This is a genomic window from Streptomyces sp. NPDC014891, from assembly GCF_043081085.1.
Taxonomy (GTDB): domain Bacteria; phylum Actinomycetota; class Actinomycetes; order Streptomycetales; family Streptomycetaceae; genus Streptomyces.
Genome location: NZ_JBIBWF010000007.1, coordinates 19,850 through 38,112 on the forward strand (window position 1 = coordinate 19,850; position 18,263 = coordinate 38,112).

Annotated in this window: 16 protein-coding genes; 2 read left to right on the top strand and 14 right to left on the bottom strand. The window is 71.9% G+C overall.

Going from position 1 to position 18,263, the window contains the following annotated elements:
* Positions 1 to 27: 27 nt before the first annotated feature.
* From pstA to mshD, 10 genes are all read right to left on the bottom strand, one after another.
* Positions 28 to 1,101 carry a phosphate ABC transporter permease PstA gene (gene pstA, locus ACF09E_RS20670; RefSeq protein WP_392206437.1) on the bottom strand — a complete coding sequence of 358 codons (1,074 nt, stop codon included), beginning with the start codon at positions 1,099 to 1,101 and terminating at the stop codon, positions 28 to 30.
* Positions 1,098 to 2,072: a phosphate ABC transporter permease subunit PstC gene (gene pstC / locus ACF09E_RS20675; protein WP_392206438.1), complete on the bottom strand. Its 975-nt coding sequence runs from the start codon at positions 2,070 to 2,072 to the stop codon at positions 1,098 to 1,100. Before pstC ends, pstA begins: the two co-directional genes overlap by 4 nt.
* 104 nt (positions 2,073 to 2,176) lie before the next feature.
* On the bottom strand, positions 2,177 to 3,319 hold the full coding sequence (pstS, locus tag ACF09E_RS20680) for a phosphate ABC transporter substrate-binding protein PstS (protein ID WP_361848514.1): 1,143 nt from the start codon (positions 3,317 to 3,319) through the stop codon (positions 2,177 to 2,179).
* A gap of 286 nt (positions 3,320 to 3,605) precedes the next feature.
* Positions 3,606 to 4,025 (bottom strand): NUDIX hydrolase, encoded by a 420-nt coding sequence (locus ACF09E_RS20685; protein ID WP_392206439.1) that lies wholly within the window; start codon positions 4,023 to 4,025, stop codon positions 3,606 to 3,608.
* Positions 4,022 to 5,020 (bottom strand): CHAD domain-containing protein, encoded by a 999-nt coding sequence (locus tag ACF09E_RS20690; RefSeq protein WP_392206440.1) that lies wholly within the window; start codon positions 5,018 to 5,020, stop codon positions 4,022 to 4,024. The genes ACF09E_RS20685 and ACF09E_RS20690 overlap by 4 nt, the downstream gene beginning before the upstream one ends.
* Positions 5,007 to 7,376, bottom strand: a complete 2,370-nt coding sequence (locus ACF09E_RS20695; RefSeq protein WP_392206441.1) for an RNA degradosome polyphosphate kinase — start codon at positions 7,374 to 7,376, stop codon at positions 5,007 to 5,009. Before ACF09E_RS20695 ends, ACF09E_RS20690 begins: the two co-directional genes overlap by 14 nt.
* Positions 7,377 to 7,484: 108 nt before the next feature.
* Positions 7,485 to 8,420 carry an ABC transporter permease gene (locus tag ACF09E_RS20700; protein WP_392206442.1) on the bottom strand — a complete coding sequence of 312 codons (936 nt, stop codon included), beginning with the start codon at positions 8,418 to 8,420 and terminating at the stop codon, positions 7,485 to 7,487.
* The gene (locus ACF09E_RS20705; RefSeq protein ID WP_392206443.1) at positions 8,417 to 9,259 is read right to left on the bottom strand and encodes an ATP-binding cassette domain-containing protein; all 843 of its coding nucleotides are present in this window, start codon (positions 9,257 to 9,259) and stop codon (positions 8,417 to 8,419) included. The genes ACF09E_RS20700 and ACF09E_RS20705 overlap by 4 nt, the downstream gene beginning before the upstream one ends.
* On the bottom strand, positions 9,256 to 9,642 hold the full coding sequence (locus ACF09E_RS20710; protein ID WP_388794004.1) for a GntR family transcriptional regulator: 387 nt from the start codon (positions 9,640 to 9,642) through the stop codon (positions 9,256 to 9,258). The genes ACF09E_RS20705 and ACF09E_RS20710 overlap by 4 nt, the downstream gene beginning before the upstream one ends.
* 110 nt (positions 9,643 to 9,752) lie before the next feature.
* Positions 9,753 to 10,679, bottom strand: coding sequence for a mycothiol synthase (gene mshD, locus ACF09E_RS20715; RefSeq protein ID WP_392206444.1), 927 nt, complete (start codon positions 10,677 to 10,679; stop codon positions 9,753 to 9,755).
* Positions 10,680 to 10,840: 161 nt separating this feature from the next.
* On the opposite strand from mshD, the gene ACF09E_RS20720 reads away from it, so the two are divergent.
* Positions 10,841 to 12,646, top strand: a complete 1,806-nt coding sequence (locus ACF09E_RS20720) for a bifunctional metallophosphatase/5'-nucleotidase (protein WP_392206445.1) — start codon at positions 10,841 to 10,843, stop codon at positions 12,644 to 12,646.
* Between the two features lie 158 nt (positions 12,647 to 12,804).
* Complete coding sequence (locus tag ACF09E_RS20725) at positions 12,805 to 13,662, top strand: phosphatidylinositol-specific phospholipase C (protein ID WP_392206446.1); 858 nt, start codon at positions 12,805 to 12,807, stop codon at positions 13,660 to 13,662.
* Here ACF09E_RS20725 and ACF09E_RS20730 read toward each other — a convergent pair.
* The 4 genes from ACF09E_RS20730 to ACF09E_RS20745 all read right to left on the bottom strand — a co-directional run bounded on the left by ACF09E_RS20730 (position 13,627) and on the right by ACF09E_RS20745 (position 18,255).
* Positions 13,627 to 15,057 carry a sensor histidine kinase gene (locus tag ACF09E_RS20730; protein ID WP_392206447.1) on the bottom strand — a complete coding sequence of 477 codons (1,431 nt, stop codon included), beginning with the start codon at positions 15,055 to 15,057 and terminating at the stop codon, positions 13,627 to 13,629. The two genes, ACF09E_RS20725 and ACF09E_RS20730, sit on opposite strands and share 36 nt — an antisense overlap.
* Positions 15,054 to 15,782: a response regulator transcription factor gene (locus ACF09E_RS20735; protein ID WP_392206448.1), complete on the bottom strand. Its 729-nt coding sequence runs from the start codon at positions 15,780 to 15,782 to the stop codon at positions 15,054 to 15,056. The genes ACF09E_RS20730 and ACF09E_RS20735 overlap by 4 nt, the downstream gene beginning before the upstream one ends.
* Positions 15,783 to 15,814: 32 nt before the next feature.
* On the bottom strand, positions 15,815 to 16,954 hold the full coding sequence (locus tag ACF09E_RS20740) for a S1C family serine protease (protein WP_392206449.1): 1,140 nt from the start codon (positions 16,952 to 16,954) through the stop codon (positions 15,815 to 15,817).
* A 272-nt stretch (positions 16,955 to 17,226) separates the two neighbouring features.
* A complete protein-coding gene (locus tag ACF09E_RS20745) occupies positions 17,227 to 18,255 on the bottom strand; it encodes a LacI family DNA-binding transcriptional regulator (RefSeq protein ID WP_361848559.1) in 1,029 nt (342 codons plus the stop codon).
* Positions 18,256 to 18,263 lie beyond the last annotated feature (8 nt).

Here is an 18,263-nt window from a genome sequence, read left to right on the forward strand (position 1 = left end):
TCAATTCACTTCCAGAGGTGACCGCGGTCAGCGGCCGGTCTTGGGGGCCTTCCAGCGGGCGATGCCGCGGGCCACCAGGTTGAGGATCATGACGAAGGCGATCAGGACGAGCGCTGCGGCCCAGGCGCGGGACACGGCCGCGTCGGTGCCGACCGCGTACTGCTCGTACACGTAGAGCGGCAGGGAGGACTGGGCGCCTTCGAAGGGGTTCGGGTTGATGAGCTTCGTACCGAACACGAGGAGCAGGACCGGGGCCGTCTCACCGGTGATGCGGGCGACCGCGAGCATGACGCCCGTGGTGATGCCGCCGATCGCGGTGGGCAGGACCACCTTCAGGATGGTGCGCCACTTGGGGATGCCGAGGGCGAGGGAGGCCTCGCGGAGCTCGTTCGGGACGAGCTTGAGCATCTCCTCGGTGGAGCGGACCACGACCGGCATCATCAGGATGGCGAGGGCCATCGCGCCGGCGAAACCGGAGGGGCCGAAGCCCAGCATCAGGTTCCAGGTGGCGAGGATGAACAGGCCGGCGACGATCGACGGGATGCCCGTCATGACGTCGACGAAGAAGGTGACGGCCTGGGCGAGCTTCCCGCCGCCGTACTCGACGAGGTAGACGGCGGTGAGGAGGCCGATCGGGGCGGCGATCACGGTCGCGATGGCGACCTGCTCGATGGTGCCGAGCAGCGCGTGGTAGACGCCGCCGCCGGCCTCGGCGTCGAGGACGCCGTTCATCGAGTGGGTCAGGAAGTACCCGTCGAGGACGTCCATGCCCTTGCTGATCGTGACCCAGGCGAGGGAGAGCAGCGGGACGACGGCGAGGACGAAGCAGACCCAGACGAGGCTGGTGGCGACGCGGTCCTTGGCCTGGCGGCTGCCTTCGACCCTGGTGGTCAGCGCGTACGTGGTGAGGACGAAGAGCAGCGCGGCGATCATGCCCCACTGGACCCTGCTGTGCCAGCCGGCGGCGACGCCGATGCCGGCGCCCGCCGCGATGGAGCCGGCGGCGACGGCGGCCGGGGTCCAGCGGGGGAGGCGGGCGCTGGAGAGCGTGCCCGTGCGCTTGACCGTCGTGACCGGACGGTCCTGTATGGCGTGGCTCATGCCGCGGCCCCCGAGTACTCCTTGCGGCGGCCGATGATCCAGCGGGCGGCGCCGTTGACCAGCAGGGTGATGGCGAAGAGGACGAGACCGGACGCGATCAGGGCGTCCCGGCCGAACTCGTTGGCCTCGTTGAACTTGGCGGCGATGTTCTGCGCGAACGTGCCGCCGCCGGGGTCGAGCAGGTGGCCCGAGATGAGGAAGCTGGGGGAGAGGACCACGGCGACGGCCATGGTCTCGCCGAGTGCGCGGCCGAGGCCCAGCATGGAGGCGGAGATGATGCCGGAGCGGCCGAAGGGCAGCACCGACATGCGGATGACCTCCCAGCGCGTGGCGCCGAGGGCGAGGGCGGCCTCCTCGTGCATCTTCGGGGCCTGGAGGAAGACCTCGCGGGTGACGTTGGTGATGATCGGCAGGATCATGATCGCCAGCAGGATGCCCACGGTGAAGAGGTTGCGGGCCGGGCCGTCGTTGGCCTTGTCGAAGATGTACGTCCAGCCGAAGTACTCGTTCAGCCACTTGTTGAGGCCGTCGAGGTACGGGACGAGGAAGATCGCGCCCCAGAGGCCGTAGATGATGCTGGGCACGGCGGCGAGCAGGTCGACCACGTACGCGAGCGGCTTGGCCAGCTTGCGCGGGGCGTAGTGCGAGATGAAGAGCGCGATGCCGATCGCGACGGGCACGGCGATGGCCATGGCGATGACCGACGAGACGACCGTGCCGAAGGCGAGGACGGCGATGCCGAAGACCGGCGGGTCACCGGCCGGGTTCCACTCGAAGGTGGTGAAGAAGTTCGTGCTGTCCTTCGAGATCGCGAGGACGGCGCGGTAGGTGAGGAAGCCGGCGATCGCGGCCATGATCACGAGGAGGGTGATGCCGGAGCCGCGGGACAGACCGCTGAAGACGCGGTCTCCGGGGCGGGATGCGCTCCTGGCGCTCCGGCTCCTCTTTATGTCTGGTGTGGTGGTAGCCATCTGCTTCTCCGGTCTGCGGGGCCCTTGCGGACGGTCGGGCTCCTGGCGGCGGTGCACCGGATGCCGGGTCCGGCCCCCGAGCGGGGGCCGGACCCGGCCGGGGGTCAGGACAGGGTGGGGACGATCGCGCGGACCTTCGCGGCGATCTCGGCCGGGAGCGGGGCGTAGCCGGCGTCGGCGAGGACCTTCTGGCCCTCCTCGCTCACGGTGTAGTTGAGGAAGGCCTTCAGGGTCGGCAGGGTCTCCGCCTTGTTGCCCTTGTCGCAGGCGATCTCGTAGGTGACGAGGACGATCGGGTAGGCGCCCTCGGCCTTGGTCGCGTAGTCGAGGGAGAGGGCGACGTCGCTGCCGGTGCCCTTGACCTTGGCGGCGGCGATGGCCTTCGAGGCGTTCTCCGAGGAGGCGGCGACGGGGGCGGCGGCACCGGTGTTGATGCTGACGGTGGAGATGTTGTTCGCGGTGGCGTACGAGAGCTCGAAGTAGCCGATGGAGCCCTCGGCGTCCTTCACCGCGGTGGCGACGCCGGAGGAGCCGTTGGCGGCCTGGCCGCCCTGGGCGGGCCACGACTTCGACTTGGGGTCGTGCTTCCAGTCGGCGGCGGCCGCGGTGGAGAGGTACTTGCCCAGGTTCTGGGTGGTGCCCGACTCGTCCGAGCGGTGGAAGGCCTGGATGGTGCTGTCGGGGAGCTTGGCGCCCGGGTTCAGCTTGGCGATCGCCGGGTCGTTCCACTTGGTGATCTTGTTGTCGAAGATCTTGGCGATGGTGGAGGCGTCGAGGACCAGGTTGTCCACGCCCTCCAGCTTGTAGCCGATGGCGATGGGTCCGCCGACCATGGGCAGGTTGACGCCCTTGCCGGTCTTGCAGATCTTCGCCGACTCGGCGACCTCCTCGTCCTTCAGGGCGGAGTCGGAGCCCGCGAAGGCGACCTGGCCTTGGTTGAACTTGGTGATGCCGCCGCCGGAGCCGATGGCCTGGTAGTTGATCTCGACGCCGGAGCATGCGGCCTGGAAGTTCTTGACCCAGAGGTCCATCGCGTTCTTCTGCGCGCTGGAGCCGGCGGCGAGGAGCTGGCCCTTGGCGCCCTCGCAGGCGATGTTCGAGGCGGCGGCGGAGGCCTTCGTGCCGCCTTCCTTGGCCGGAGTCTCCGTGTTGTTGTCCGAGCCACACGCCGAGAGGACGAGCGCACCGGAGACGACGAGGGCACCGATCGCGGAGGCGCGAAGCCCGTTCTTGCGCGAAAGCTTCACTTTCGGGTGTTCCTTCCAGAAGCCGCCCTGTCGCGGACCGTGTGTCCCGATCGTTCTACGGCGGCGTGTGTCGGTTGGCGGTGCGTCGCTGTGCTCTGTGCACCGTGTAAGGCCGAAATTAGGCAGAACAGGTGAAGCGGTCGACGGGACAGAGTGAACGGAAAGTGAACCGTGCCGGAAGGCCGGGTGCGGGGGCCGGTGCGTGGGTGCACGCGGGCGCGTGGCCCGGGTGTGAGGGTGTACGCGGGCGCGTGGCCCGGGTGGTGTGAGGGTGGACGCGGGGCGGCTAGCCCGCCGTCGTCGCCGTCAGCGCGTTCAGGAGGTCGCGGTCCCGCGCCTGGGTGAGGCGCTGGTGGGCCGCCGCGGGCGGGAGCCAGACGAGTCGGTCGACCTCGCGGTTCGGGGTGAACGTGCCGCCGAGGGCGCGGCCCGCCCAGTAGGCGACCTCTTTCGGGCGCCCGTCCACCGTGTAGCGGACCGTCGGCAGGCGCGGGCCGAGGGAGCAGGTCTGGCCCGTCTCCTCCAGGACCTCGCGCAGCGCGCAGGCCTCCGCCGACTCGTCCCGCTTCCGCTTCCCCTTGGGATGCGACCAGTCGTCGTATTTCGGCCGGTGGACGAGTGCGACCTCGATGCCGTGGCCGGAAAGCGCCGGGCGCCAGAGGACGCAGCCGGCGGCTCGGACCGTGTCCCGGCGCTCCCCGGTCATGACACCGGTGCCGTCGTTCTGTGCCAGGCGTGCTGGAAGGCGAAGCGGGAGGCTTCGACCTCGTGGCGTTGGTCGGCGTGGAGGACGCCGAGGGCGTAGGCCGTCGCCGGGGCGATGCGGGGGGTGCGGGCCGCGGTGGCGGCGGCCGCGGCGGCTTCCGCGGCGTCGCGGTGGCGGTCCAGGGCGCGGGCGGCCTCGAAGAGGACGGGGTCGGGTTCGCCGGCGGTGTGGAGGGCCTCGGCGGCGTAGCGGTGCAGGCGGAGCAGGAGCCGGGTCTGGTGCCAGGGGGCGTCCTGGGTCTCTCCGGTGGCGAGGGCCAGGGCGTCGGCGTTGTACGGGTGCGCGGCCCGGGTCAGGGGGAGCGCGGCGACGGCGTCCAGCAGGCGGCGTTCGGCGACGGCGGCGGGGGCGTCCAGGACCTCGGCGGCGGGGGCGGTGCCCACGGGGCCGAGCGGGACCTCGGAGGCGAGGAGGGCGACGGCGTCGGCGACGGCGTGGAAGCGGGCCGAGCCCAGTGCCTGGAGGGAGGCCGAGTGGGCGCGGGTCCGGGCGAGGGTGAGCTGGCGTTCCAGGAGGGCGCCGGCGCGGGCGGCGCCGACGGTGAGGCCGGTGGTCTCGCTGGCGCGGGCGGCCGGGACGGGTCCGCCGTTCGTCCCGCCGGTGCCGTTCGACAGGCGGGACAGGGCGTCCACGAGCCGGACGAGCCGCGAGGTGCAGGCGTGTTCGAGGGCGAGGGTGCCGGAGAGCCAGGCGAGCTCGGTGCGCAGCTGGTCGGCCCAGGCCGGGTCGAGGAGGGGCCGGAAGGTGTGGAGCGTGCCGCTGATGCGGCGGGCGGCGCCGCGGAGCGTGCGGGCCGCCTCCTCCGCGCCGGCCGTGTCGGAGCCGCTCTCGCCGTGGAGCCGGAGGCCGCGGAGGAAGTCCGCGGCCCGGGCGTGCAGGTAGGGGGCCAGGACCTCGCCCGCCGAGATGTCCTGCGACTGGTCAGGGTTGTGCACGCCGGCGCCTCCGCGCGTCGATGAGCATCTCCTGGACGTGCCGGAGCGGTCGGCCGTCGGGGTCGGTCGCGTGCCGCGTCCAGTTCCCGTCGGGGCCGAGGTGCCAGGAGGAGGTGGTGTCGGACATCCCGGTCTCCAGGAGCCGGGTGAGTGCTGCCCGGTGCGCCGGGTCGGAGACCCGTACGAGGGCCTCGATCCGGCGGTCCAGGTTGCGGTGCATCATGTCGGCGCTGCCGAACCACACCTCGGGTTCGCCGCCGTTGCCGAAGGCGAAGATCCGGGAGTGCTCCAGGAAGCGGCCGAGGACCGAGCGGACCCGGATGTTCTCCGAGAGGCCGGTGACGCCGGGGCGGACGGCGCAGATGCCGCGGACCCAGATGTCGACCGGGACGCCGGCCCGCGAGGCCTGGTAGCAGGCGTCGATGACGGCCTCGTCGACCATCGAGTTGACCTTGATCCGGACGTAGGCGGGCCGGCCGGCGCGGTGGTGGGCGATCTCCTTGGTGATGCGGGAGACGAGTCCGTCGCGCAGGGACTTGGGGGCGGTGAGGAGGCGCCGGTAGGTCTCGCGGCGGGAGTAGCCGGAGAGCCGGTTGAAGAGGTCGGAGAGGTCCGCGCCGACCTGGGGGTCGGCGGTCAGCAGGCCGAGGTCCTCGTAGAGGCGGGCGGTCTTCGGGTGGTAGTTGCCGGTGCCGACGTGGGAGTAGCGGCGCAGCAGCTCGCCCTCCTGGCGTACGACGAGCGACAGCTTGCAGTGGGTCTTGAGGCCGACGAGGCCGTAGACGACGTGGCAGCCGGCCTCTTCCAGCTTGCGGGCCCACTTGATGTTGGCCTGTTCGTCGAAGCGGGCCTTGATCTCGACGAGGACGAGGACCTGCTTGCCGGATTCGGCGGCGTCGATGAGGGCGTCCACTATCGGGGAGTCGCCGGAGGTCCGGTAGAGCGTCTGCTTGATCGCGAGGACGTCGGGGTCGGCGGCCGCCTGCTCCAGGAAGGCCTGTACGGAGGTGGAGAAGGAGTCGTACGGGTGGTGGAGGAGGACGTCCCGTTCGCGGAGGGCGGCGAAGATGTCCGGCGCGGACGCGGACTCGACCTCGGCGAGGTCGCGGTGGGTGCCGGCGACGAACTTGGGGAACTTGAGCTCGGGGCGGTCCTGGCCGGCGATGCCGAAGAGGCCGGTGAGGTCGAGGGGGCCGGGCAGCGGGTAGACCTCGGCGTCGGAGACCTTCAGCTCGCGGACGAGCAGGTCGAGGACGTAGGGGTCGATGGACTCCTCGACCTCCAGGCGGACCGGCGGGCCGAAGCGGCGGCGCATGAGTTCCTTCTCCAGGGCCTGGAGCAGGTTCTCGGCGTCGTCCTCCTCGACCTCCAGGTCCTCGTTCCTGGTGACCCGGAACATGTGGTGCGCGAGCACCTCCATGCCGGGGAAGAGCTCCTCCAGGTGGGCCGCGATGACGTCCTCGAGGGGGACGTAGCGCTGGGGGGACGCCTCCAGGAAGCGGGAGAGCAGCGGCGGAACCTTGACGCGCGCGAAGTGGCGGTGGCCGCTGACCGGGTTGCGTACGACCACGGCGAGGTTGAGCGAGAGCCCCGAGATGTAGGGGAAGGGGTGGGCGGGGTCCACGGCCAGCGGGGTGAGGACGGGGAAGATCTGCTGCCGGAACAGGGTGAAGAGCCGGGCCTGCTCCTTCTCGGTGAGTTCGGGCCAGCGGATGAGGTGGATGCCCTCGTCGGCGAGGGCCGGGGCGACGTCCTGCTGGAAGCAGGCGGCGTGCCGGGCCATGAGTTCGCGCGAGCGGGTCCAGATCAGGTCCAGGACCTCGCGGGGCTGGAGGCCGGAGGCGGAGCGGGTGGCGACGCCGGTGGCGATGCGGCGCTTGAGGCCGGCGACCCGGACCATGAAGAACTCGTCGAGGTTGGAGGCGAAGATCGCGAGGAAGTTGGCCCGTTCGAGGAGGGGTGTGGTGGGGTCCTCGGCCAGTTCGAGGACGCGCTCGTTGAAGGCCAGCCAGCTGCGTTCGCGGTCGAGGAAGCGTCCCTGCGGCAGCTCGTCGCCGAGGGGGCCGTCGTCCTCGTAGGTGTCCGGGTCGGTGTCGAGGTCCGCGTCGATGTCGGTCACGACGGCTCCCTTGATCACCTGCGCGCGGCGCGGGGCTATGGAGTCGGCGGACTGCGCGGCGGGCGTCGGGGCGGACTGCTGGGCGGAGGACTGGACCGGGACCTCGGCGGGCTGCTGGCTCATGGCCCCATTCTTCCGCGCGAAGGGGCGGTCGGGCGCGTCGGAGCGGGCCGTGGGGGAGGGAAGTCTCCCTTTGGGAAGGGCCGCCCGGCCGGGCGGGGTCACGGAGCGCTTCATTGCGTGAGCGTCGCAAGCGCGTCTGAATGGCCGGTAACGACGACATGACGTACGGGAATCGGGGGCGGGGCCGTGTGCGGGCCCCGCCCCCGGGATCGTTTGAATGTTTTACGGGTGGCGGGCGCGCAGGACGCGGAAGGCTGCGTAGACGGCCAGGGCGGCGAGGGCGAGCAGGATGCCGCTCTCGATGAGCTGGGTGGGCCAGAAGTGTGACTGGGGGTGGTAGTCGACGTACTGGGCGGCGATCGGCTCGTCGGGGCGGCAGGCGGCGCCGGGCGGGGTGTCGGGGGTGCAGAACCAGCCGGAGAGGCGCTTTCCGGAGACGCCGAGCAGTCCTTGGTCGACGAGCATCCCGTTGTCGGGTGCGAAGACGACGGAGGCGTTCTCCTTCGCCGGGCCGGTGACGGTCTCCACGGCCAGGAGGTTCCAGCGGAGGGCGCCGAGGGCGAGCATGGTCAGGCCGACGATGCCGCCGGTCACGGCCATGGCGATCACGGTGCGGCGGATCAGCTGGCCGACGAGGGCGCCGACCGCCACGGCGAACAGGGCGTACCCGACGAGCACGATGCCGCCCGCCTCGTACGGGCCGAGGTCCGCCCAGTGGAAGCCCCAGGAGGTCGAGACCCGGGTCCAGCCCAGCCGGTAGACCGCGATCAGGGCGAGCGTGGCGCCGACGGAGACGCCCGCCGCCGTGAGGAGCTTGGAGCGCAGCCAGACCGCCGGACCGATCGACTGGGTGAGCGCGAGCTTGTACGTCCCCGACTCGAACTCGCGGGCGACGAGCGGGCCGGCGACGAAGGCGCCGACGAGCAGCGGCAGCGCGATCATGCCGTAGGAGAGCTGCTCCAGGGCCCCGCGCAGCATGTCGTAGCCGAGGCGCTGCTCGTACGGGAACGATGCCGAGGCCCGGTCCCGGCCCTCCCAGATCCGCAGTCCGCCGACCACGGCGAGGGAGGCGGCCACGGCGGCTCCGGTGAGCCAGAGGGTGCGCCGGTACTGGCGGACCGTCACCCAGTAGGGGCCTCTCAGGGCGAGGGCGGTCATGCCGGGGCTCCTTCGGTGGTGCGGAGGTGGGCGAGGAGGAGGTCCTCCAGGGAGGGGTCCCGCGTCTCCCAGGGGCCCTCGACGGGGCCTTCGCGGCGGATGAGGGCGGTGAGTTGGCGGCCGGTGGTGCGGGACTCGACGACGGTGTGCGGGGCGAGGTCGGCGACCGGTCCGGTGAGCAGGGTGTGGGCGGAGAGGAGTTCGTCGACGGGTCCGCCGAGGCGGATCCGGCCGTCGTGGAGCAGGAGGAGGTGGTCGCAGGCGCCCTCCAGCTCGGTGAGGATGTGGGAGGACATGACGACGGTGGTGCCGCGTTCGGCGGCGTCGGCCATGAGCAGGCCCATGAGCTGGTGGCGGGCGAGCGGGTCGAGGTCGGCCATCGGCTCGTCGAGGAGCAGCAGTTCGGGCCGTTTGCCGAGGGCGAGGGCGAGGGCGACGCGGGTGCGCTGGCCGCCGGAGAGGGTCCGTACGACGGCCTTGGGGTCGAGCGTGTCGGCGAGGGCGCGCCGGGCGGCGGCGTCGTCCCAGCGGCCCGGGTTGAGTTCGCGTCCCATGCGCAGGGTGTCGGCGACGGTGAGCCGGGGGTGGAGCGGCTTGTCCTGGGCGACGTAGGCGAGGTGTTCGCGGGCCGGGGCCTCGATGGTGCCCTCGGTGGGGCGCAGGAGGCCGGCGGCGAGGGCGAGGAGGGTGGACTTGCCGGCGCCGTTGGGGCCGACGAGGGCGCAGACGCGGCCGGTGGGGAGGGCGAAGGAGCAGGCGCGGAGGGCCCAGCCGGCGCTTCTGCCTCCGTAGGTCTTGCCCAGGAGATCGGCCTGCAGTGTGATGCCGTCTCTCGTCATGTGTCGTCCCCCTCGAAGTGTTCCTTCAGTACGGATGTGAACAGCGCGGCCACGTCTTCGCGGTCCAGGCCCGCGGTCCTGGCCCGGCGGGCCCAGTCGGCGAGTTCGCCGCGCAGGGGCGAGTCGGCCGGGCCGGTGCCGAGCGTGGCGCGGACGAACGTGCCGAGCCCACGCCGGGCCTCGACGAGGCCTTCGCGTTCGAGCTCGCGGTAGGCCTTGAGGACCGTGTTGGGGTTGATGGCCGTCGCTTCGACGACCTCGCGTGCGGTGGGCAGTCGGTCACCGGGCTCCAGGAGGCCCATCCGGAGGGCCTGTTTCGTCTGCTGGACGATCTGGAGGTAGGTGGCGACGCCGCTGCGCCGATCGATGCGGTACTCGACCACGATCTCTTGCACCACCCTTTCACTAATCAAGTAGTGAAAGGGTGGTGCAAAGAAGGGGGCGGTGTCAACCGCCCCCTTCCGTACGGGAGTCAGGACTCCGTGACGGGAGTTCAGGACTCCGTGCGGTACATCAGGTCCACCTCGTGCGTGGTGAAGCCCAGGCGTTCGTAGACCGTGACCGCCGCCGTGTTGTCGGCGTCCACGTACAGCATCGCCGTCGGCAGGCCCTGGGCCGCCAGGTGGCGCAGGCCCGTCGCGGTGAGGGCCTTGCCGAGGCCGCCGCCCTGGGCGTCGGGCAGGATGCCGACCACGTACACCTCGCCGAGCTGCTCCTCGGCGTGGGTCTTCGTCCAGTGGAAGCCGATGAGCCGGCCGTCCTTTTCGGCGAGGAAGAAGCCCTTGGGGTCGAACCACGGCTCGGCGATGCGGTCGTCCAGGTCCCGCTGGACCAGCGAGCCCTGCTCCGGATGGTGGGCGAAGGCGGCGGAGTTGACGGCCAGCCAGGCCGCGTCGTCCTGGCCGGGGACGAAGGTGCGGACCGTGACGCCCTCGGGGTAGACCGGCTCGGGGATGTCGAGGGGGCTCAGGGAGCGGCGGAGCTGGCGCAGTTCGCGGAAGAGCGTCAGGCCGAGGACCTGGGCGAGGTGCCGGGCGGCGGACTTCCCGCCGTGCGCCCAGACGCGCAGCCGCTTGCCGGAGGCGCCGAGCAGGGCGGTGCCCAGGGCCCGGCCGTGGCCGCGGCCGCGGTGGCCCGGGTGGACCACGAGCTCGGCGGCCGGGGCCTCGATGGGGTCGGTCTCCTCCAGCTGGGCGTAGCCGTAGAGCCGGGGGCCGACGGTGAGGAGGAAGTGCCGCACGCCCTCGCGGCCGCCGTGCCGGAGGTAGAGCCTGCCCTGCTCGGAGACGGCGTGCACGCCGTCGGAGCGGTCCGCGGCCTCCAGCAGCTCCAGTACGTCCTGGATCTGCTCGGGCGTGAGCTCGTCGTAGGTGTGGATCTGCCGTCCGGGTTCGAGGGCCGGCGCCGCGTCGGAAGTCATGGACCCGAGCCTACGGTGAGCCGTGGCCGCCCCGGGGAAAGGCGAAGGCAACTGTCTCGTAACCCGCTACCCCCTGTTGCGCTACGCGCGTTGACTCTAGGCTTCGCTGGCACGTCAGCAGTCGAGTGGCGCACCGGAACGGGCGCGGGGACAGGGGAGCGATGGCAGCGACACGGAAGAAGAACAGGACGGCACGGCGGATTCTCGCCGTCGGCGCGGGGCTCGCCACCGTCGGCGCACTCGTCGCCGCGCTGCCCGCGGGCGCCTCGCAGGACGCGCAGGACCGGCACGGCTCGAACGGCAAGGGCTGGGGCCGCATGGTCGACGTGCAGCTCCTGTCCTTCAACGACCTCCACGGCCACCTCGAGCCGCCGACCGGCTCCTCGGGCCGGCTCACCCGCCTCAAGGCGGACGGCACGACCGAGCTCGTCCCGGACGTCGGCGGCGCCGAGTACCTCTCCACGCATCTGCGGCAGGCCCGCAAGGGCCACAGGTACTCCATCACGGCCGCCGCGGGCGACATGATCGGCGCCTCGCCGCTGCTCTCCGGGCTGTTCCACGACGAGCCGACCATCGAGGCGCTGAACGCGATGAAGCTCGACGTCAGCTCGGTGGGCAACCACGAGTTCGACGAGGGCGCCCGCGAGCTGAGCCGGATACAGAACGGCGGCTGCCACCCGACCGAGGGCTGCTACGAGAAGGGCAAGCGCTTCAAGGGCGCGAAGTTCCCGTACCTCGCGGCCAACGTGACGGACGAGAAGAGCGGCAAGCCGCTGCTCGACCCGTACTTCATCTGGGAGCGCGACGGCGTCAAGATCGGCTTCATCGGCGTCACCCTGGAAGGCACCGCGAACATCGTGTCCGCCGAGGGCATCAAGGGCCTGAAGTTCGGCGACGAGGTCGAGACGATCAACAAGTACGCCAAGGTCCTTGAGCGCAAGGGCGTCAAGTCGATCGTCGCACTGCTCCACGAGGGCGGCCTGCCCGCCTCCGGCGCGTACAACTACGACTGCGACACGCCGGGCGCCGGCGCCGGCATCTCCGGTCCGATCGTGGACATCGCCAAGAACATCACCCCGCAGGTCGACGCCCTGGTCACCGGCCACACCCACCAGGCGTACGCGTGCACCATCCCGGACCCGGCGGGCAAGCCGCGCACGGTCACGTCGGCGGCCTCCTTCGGCCGGCTCTACACCGACACGACGCTCACCTACGACCGGCGCACGAAGGACATCGTCCGCACCGCCGTCGCCTCCGCGAACCACGTCGTCACCCGTGACGTGGAGGAGCACGGCAAGATCACCACTCTGATCAACCGCTGGAAGGCCCTGGCCGCGCCGATCGCGAACCGCCCGGTCGGCCACATCGCCGAGAGCATCGACAACCCCGACGGCGTGATCGAGAAGCCGATGGGCAATCTCATCGCCGACGCACAGCTGGCGGGTCTCTCCCCCGCCGACAAGGGCGGCGCCCAGCTCGCGCTGATGAACCCGGGCGGCGTCCGCGCGCCGCTGACCAAGGGCACGGACAGCGTGGTGACCTACGGCCAGGCGTACACCGTCCAGCCGTTCACCAACATGATGACCGTGGTCGACCTGACCGGTGCCCAGCTCGTCACCGCGCTCCAGCAGCAGGTCAGCGGCGCCAACCTGGCGGCTCCCAAGATCCTCCAGGTGTCGAGGAACTTCTCCTACACCCTGGACATGACGAAGGCGGGCGCCGACCGGATCGTGGTCGACTCGGTGCGGCTGAACGGCGAGCCCCTCGACCCGTCGAAGAGCTACCGGGTCGCGATGAACGAGTTCCTCACGGGCGGCGGCGACGGCTTCCCGGTCCTGGCCACCGGTGCGAACAAGCTCGTCGGCGCCTCGGACCTCGATGTCTTCATCGCGTACCTGACGGCTAACTCGTCGGCCGCCGAGCCGCTCCGGGCCCCGGCCACCGACCGCATCACGGTCGTGAAGTAGTCCTCCGGGATCCTCGCGGCCTCGCGGCCTCGGGTCCGTAGACACTCGGGTGCTCGAAGAAGGGGGCTGTCCTCCGTCGGACCGGCGGAGGACAGCCCCCTTCCGGCTGTCTTCCGCACCCTGGCGGAGATTGACGCGGACCTGTCATTATCCGGTCCATGGAGCGACGACGCTTTCTCACGGGGGCCCTCGGGGCCGGAGCCTTACTGATCATCGGCGCGCCCGCGGCCCGGGCGGCGGCCCTGGACACGCGCGCGTGGATGGGGGCGCACCCGGACGGGACCCCGCTCCAGAGGCTCACCATCCCCGGCACCCACGACTCCGGCGCCCGCTTCGGCGGCCCCTGGTCCGAGTGCCAGAACACCACGATCGCCCAGCAGCTCGACTCCGGAATCCGCTTCCTCGACGTCCGCTGCCGGGTCACCGGCGGCTCCTTCGCCATCCACCACGGCGCCTCGTACCAGAAGATGATGTTCGGCGACGTCCTCGTCGCCTGCCGCGACTTCCTGGCCGCCCACCCCTCCGAGACCGTCCTGATGCGGGTCAAGCAGGAGTACTCCTCGGAATCCGACGCGACCTTCCGCGCCGTCTTCGACGACTACCTGGACAACCGGGGCTGGCGCCCGCTGTTCCGCATCGGCGACACCGTCCCCACCCTCGGCCAGGCCCGCGGCAAGGTCGTCCTCATCGCCGACAACGGCGGCCTGCCCGGCCTCAGGTGGGGGGACGGCGGGGCCATCGCGCTCCAGGACGACTGGAACGCCCTGCCGAACGCCAAGTACCCGAAGATCGAGGCCCACTACCGCCAGGCCGTCGAGCAGCCGGGCCGGCTGTACATCAACTTCGTCAGCACCTCGGCGTCCCTGCCCCCGCGCTGGAACTCCGACAACCTCAACCCCCGCGTCCACGCCTTCCTCGACGGCACGGCGACCACCTGGAAGGGCCTCGGCATCACCGTCCTGGACTACCCGAACACCCGCTCAGGACTCGTCGAGTCCCTCATCCGCCACAACTGACGGCGGCGGGGTCGGCGCACCCGGCAGACGGAGCGTCGCCACCGTGCCGGCCCCTCGCTCCGCCGGGGTCAGCGCGACCGTGCCGCCCGCCTGGTGGACCGTGCGGGCCACGATCGACAGGCCCAGGCCCGAACCCGGCAGACTGCGCGCCGACGGCGACCGCCAGAAGCGGTCGAAGACGTGCGGGAGCTCGTCCGGCGGGATGCCCGGACCCTGGTCCCGGACCGTCAGCTCGCCGCGCATCAGGGTCACCTCGACCGTGCCCCGGCGCGGCGAGAACTTCACCGCGTTGTCCAGGACGTTCACCAGCGCCCGCTCCAGCGCGGCCGGCTCCGCCCGCACGTACCAGGGCGCCAGGTCCGTCACGAAGGTCAGCTCGGGACCGCGCAGCCGCGCCCGGTCGAGGGCCGCCCGCAGGATCGTGTGCAGCGGGACCACTTCGAGGGGCCCCTGCTGCGCCGCGTCCGGGCGGGCCAGCTCCTGGAGGTCGCCGATGAGCGCCGCCAGCTCCGTCATCTGCGCCTTCACCGAGGCCATCAGGGCCCGGCGGTCGTCCGGCGGGATCGCCCGCCCCGTCTCCTCGCTGCGCGCGAGCAGCTCGATGTTCGTCCGGAGCGAGGTCAGCGGCGTACGGAGCTCGTGGCCCGCGTCCGCGATCAGCTGCGCCTGCCGGTCGCGGGAGGTGGCGAGCGCCGCCGTCATCGCGTTGAACGACCGCGACAGCCGGGCGATCTCGTCCTCGCCCTCGGCCGGGATCCGCACGGTCAGGTCCTCGGTCGCGGCCACGTGCTCGACCGCCCCGGTCAGCCGGTCCACCGGCTCCAGACCGGTCCGCGCCACCCACAGGCCGGCCGCGCCCGCCCCCACGACTCCGATGCCCGAGACGAGCAGCAGCACCCAGCCGAGCGTGGACATCGAGCGGTCGATCTCGTCCAGCGGACGCGCGACCGAGACGGCGACCGGCTGGTTCCCGATCACCACGGGATACGAGTAGACCCGCATCTCCGCACCGTTCAGGGCGTTCGTGGTGTGCAGCGCGAACGGCTGCTGCCCCCGCGCCACCGCGAGGTCCCCGGCCTGGGCCGGGATCGGCGAGGTGCCGAGCGTGCAGAGGTCGCCCGTGGTCGTCACGATCTGCAGGGTCTGCGCCGGACCCGCGGGGAACGGACGGTTCTCGGACCCCGGGGCGCAGGAGCCGAGCAGCCTTCGCGCCTCGTCGTCGGTGATCCGGGTGTCGCGCAGCGAGGAGTCCAGCTCCGCCTCCAGCTGCTCCCGCGTCACGAACCAGCAGGCCAGCGAGACCGCCGCGACCGCCACCGCGACCGCCGTCGCGGTCAGCAGCGCCAGCCGGGACCTCAGCGGCCGCGACCGGAACCACGCCAGGGGACGCCTCACTCCCCGCCCCCTCCGCGCAGCGCGTAGCCCACGCCCCGCACCGTGTGCACGAGGCGCGGCTCGCCGCCCGCCTCCGTCTTGCGCCGCAGGTACATCACGTACACGTCCAGCGAGTTCGAGCTCGGTTCGAAGTCGAAGCCCCACACGGCCTTGAGGATCTGCTCCCGCGTCAGGACCTGCCGGGGGTGCGCCAGGAACATCTCCAGGAGCGTGAACTCGGTCCGGGTCAGTTCCACCGTCCGCCCGCCCCGGGTCACCTCGCGCGTCGCCAGGTCCATCCGCAGGTCCTCGAACGCCAGCACGTCCGTCTCGGCGGGGCCGGCGGCCGTGGCCGAGGCGTACGAGCTGCGCCGGAGCAGCGCCCGGATCCGGGCGAACAGCTCGTCCAGCTCGAACGGCTTCACGAGGTAGTCGTCGGCGCCCGCGTCGAGCCCGGTGACCCGGTCGCCGACCGTGTCGCGCGCCGTGAGCATCAGGATCGGCACGGTCGAGCCGGCGGCCCGGATCCGGCGGGCCGCGGTCAGCCCGTCCATGCGGGGCATCTGGACGTCGAGGACGACGAGATCGGGGGCGTACGACTCCACCCGGGCGAGCGCGTCGATCCCGTCCACGGCGTCCTGCGTCCCGTACCCCTCGAAGGCGAGGCTGCGGCGCAGCGCCTCCCGTACGGCGGGCTCGTCGTCGACGATGAGGATGCGCTCGGGCTCGTGTCGCTGGGCGGTCATGGGCTCAGCGTCGCACGCCGCCCCGTCGCCGGTCAGCTGTCGCCGCCCGCGCGCAGGCCGTCCAGGTCGGCCTTCACCGTGTCGACCGGGATGGCGAATCCGAGACCGACGCTGCCGGCCGTCGAACCGTTCGAAGAACTGGGCGAATACATGGCGGAATTGATTCCGATGATCTCCCCCCGCATATTGATCAGCGCGCCGCCGGAATTCCCGGGATTCAGCGAGGCGTCGGTCTGCAGCGCCTTGTACGTGGTCTTGGACGAACCGGTGTCGCCGTTGAACTGCTGTCCGCCGAACTCGAACGGCCAGCCCTGCCGCGGGTCGTACTGCTGCCGGTCCTGCTGCCGGTCCTGGCCGGAGCCGTCGTCGTCCTTGGCGACGGTCACGTCCCGGTCGAGCGCGGAGACGATGCCGCTGGTGACGGTCCCGGTCAGGCCCTCGGGGGAGCCGATCGCGACGACCTCGTCGCCGACCCGCACCTTCGACGAGTCGCCGAGGGTCGCGGCCTTGAGGCCGGAGGCGCCCCGGAGCTTGATCAGGGCGAGGTCCTTGTCGGGGTCGGTGCCGACGACCTCGGCGGCGTAGGACTTGCCGTTGTCCAGCTGCACGGTGATCTCGGACGCGCCGGAGATCACGTGGTTGTTGGTGACGATCTCGCCGTCGGAGGTGATGATCACGCCCGAGCCGGTGGACTTGCCGGAGTTCGAACTCGCCGAGATCTCGACGATGGACGGGGAGACGGCCGCGGCGACGCCGGCGACCGTGCCCGTGCTGCCGGTGGAGACGTTGGTGCCGTTCACGTTCGGGGCGGCGGCGACGGGGGTGTCCGAGCCGGCCTGCTGGACCAGCGTCGCCGTACCGCCGCCGATCGCGGCGGCCGCGATGGCCACGGCGGCCATGAGGCCGACCCCGCGCCGGGCGCGGCGGCGCGGGCCGGGGCCCCCGGCCGGTGCGGCGGCGTGGGCGCCCGGGGCGGTGTGGGGCGGGACGGGCGGACCCGACGGCGTCAGGTGCCCGCCGGAGGGCCAGACGGTGGTGCCGGGCTCGGTGACGATCGGCCGCGTGGCGGTCCGGTCGGCGTCCGCGGACCGTCCGTCCGGGGCGTAGGGCGGCCTCGGAGGGTACGGCGGGTAGTAGGGCTGCTGCGGCTGCTGCTCCTGGAAGTCCGTCATGGATCAGACTGTCGGCCGCGGAGATGAGAGCGGTCTGAGGAGCGGGTGAGAAGCCCGACAGAAGGCTGTATGCCCGATATAAAGACCTCGCGGGGCTGCTGCCGGAGTCTCGGCGGCTTCCGGGCTCCCGGAGTCGGAGCCGGAGCCTCTCGGGCGTCCGGTGTCTGCGCGGGCCCGGCGGGCGCCCCGTACCGGCGCCGGCTGCCCTCCCGTGGACGGGTCGGTCCGGGCCGCCCGGCCGGGGCCGGGTCGGTCGCCGGGCCGGCCTCGGGTCAGTCGCCGTCGCAGCCGCAGGAGCGGCGGACGACCAGGGTCGACGGGAAGAGCTTCACGCGCTCCCGGCGCGAGCCCGCCACCCGGAGGGAGTCGTCGAGGACCAGGTCCACCGCCGCCCGCGCCATCGCCGGGCGGTCCGAGGAGATCGTGGTCAGCGGCGGGTCGGTGAGCGCCGCCTCCTTCACGTCGTCGAAGCCCGCGACCGCCAGCTCCGCCGGCACCTCGATGCGCAGCTCGCGCGCCGCCCGCAGGACGCCGAAGGCCTGGTCGTCGGTGGAGCAGAAGATGGCCGGCGGCCGGTCCGGTCCCGCGAGCAGCTTGAGGGCCACCTGGTAGGCGTCGTAGCGGTTGTACGGGGCCTGGAAGAGGCGGCCCTCGATCGAGCGTCCCGCCTCCAGCATGGCCCGCCGCCAGCCCTCCTCGTGGTCGGCGACGGGGTCGCCGACGGCCGGGGTGTTCGGGATGCCGCCCATGCAGGCCACGTACGCGTGGCCGTGCTCCAGGAGGTGCCGGGTGGCGAGCTGCGCGCCGCCGATGTCGTCGGTGACGACGGCCACGTCGTCGAGCGCCTCGGGCCGCTCGTGCAGCAGCACCACGCGCGCGTCCCAGGCCTCGATCTCGCTCGCGGCCCGCTCGCTCATGCCCTGGCTGACGAGGATCAGGCCGGAGACCCGCATGCCGAGGAAGGCCCGCAGGTAGTGGATCTCGCGCTCGTCGCGGTAGTCGGAGTTCCCGACCAGGACCATCTTCCCGCGCTCGGCGGCGGCCTGCTCGACCGCGTGCGCCATCTCGGCGAAGAACGGCTGCCGGGCGTCCGGGACGATCATGCCTATGAGATCCGTGCGCCGGGAGGCCATGGCCTGCGCGACCCGGTCCGGGCGGTAGCCCAGCTCCTTGATCGCGGCGAGGACACGCTCGCGCGTGGCCGGGGCGACCGGCCGGGGTCCGTTGTTGATGACGTAGCTCACGACCGCGGTCGAAGTACCTGCCAGTCGAGCTACGTCATCCCGCGTCACCTTGGCCACGCGCGGCA

Bases quoted from the DNA above. Each gene is read 5' to 3' on its own strand.
- pstC (WP_392206438.1), bottom strand. From the start codon at position 2,072: ATGGCTACCACCACACCAGACATAAAGAGGAGCCGGAGCGCCAGGAGC.
- mshD (WP_392206444.1), bottom strand. From the start codon at position 10,679: ATGACTTCCGACGCGGCGCCGGCCCTCGAACCCGGACGGCAGATCCAC.
- ACF09E_RS20700 (WP_392206442.1), bottom strand. From the start codon at position 8,420: ATGACCGCCCTCGCCCTGAGAGGCCCCTACTGGGTGACGGTCCGCCAG.
- ACF09E_RS20705 (WP_392206443.1), bottom strand. From the start codon at position 9,259: ATGACGAGAGACGGCATCACACTGCAGGCCGATCTCCTGGGCAAGACC.
- ACF09E_RS20740 (WP_392206449.1), bottom strand. From the start codon at position 16,954: ATGACGGACTTCCAGGAGCAGCAGCCGCAGCAGCCCTACTACCCGCCG.
- ACF09E_RS20720 (WP_392206445.1), top strand. From the start codon at position 10,841: ATGGCAGCGACACGGAAGAAGAACAGGACGGCACGGCGGATTCTCGCC.
- ACF09E_RS20735 (WP_392206448.1), bottom strand. From the start codon at position 15,782: ATGACCGCCCAGCGACACGAGCCCGAGCGCATCCTCATCGTCGACGAC.
- ACF09E_RS20695 (WP_392206441.1), bottom strand. From the start codon at position 7,376: ATGAAGCGCTCCGTGACCCCGCCCGGCCGGGCGGCCCTTCCCAAAGGG.
- ACF09E_RS20725 (WP_392206446.1), top strand. From the start codon at position 12,805: ATGGAGCGACGACGCTTTCTCACGGGGGCCCTCGGGGCCGGAGCCTTA.
- ACF09E_RS20685 (WP_392206439.1), bottom strand. From the start codon at position 4,025: ATGACCGGGGAGCGCCGGGACACGGTCCGAGCCGCCGGCTGCGTCCTC.
- pstA (WP_392206437.1), bottom strand. From the start codon at position 1,101: ATGAGCCACGCCATACAGGACCGTCCGGTCACGACGGTCAAGCGCACG.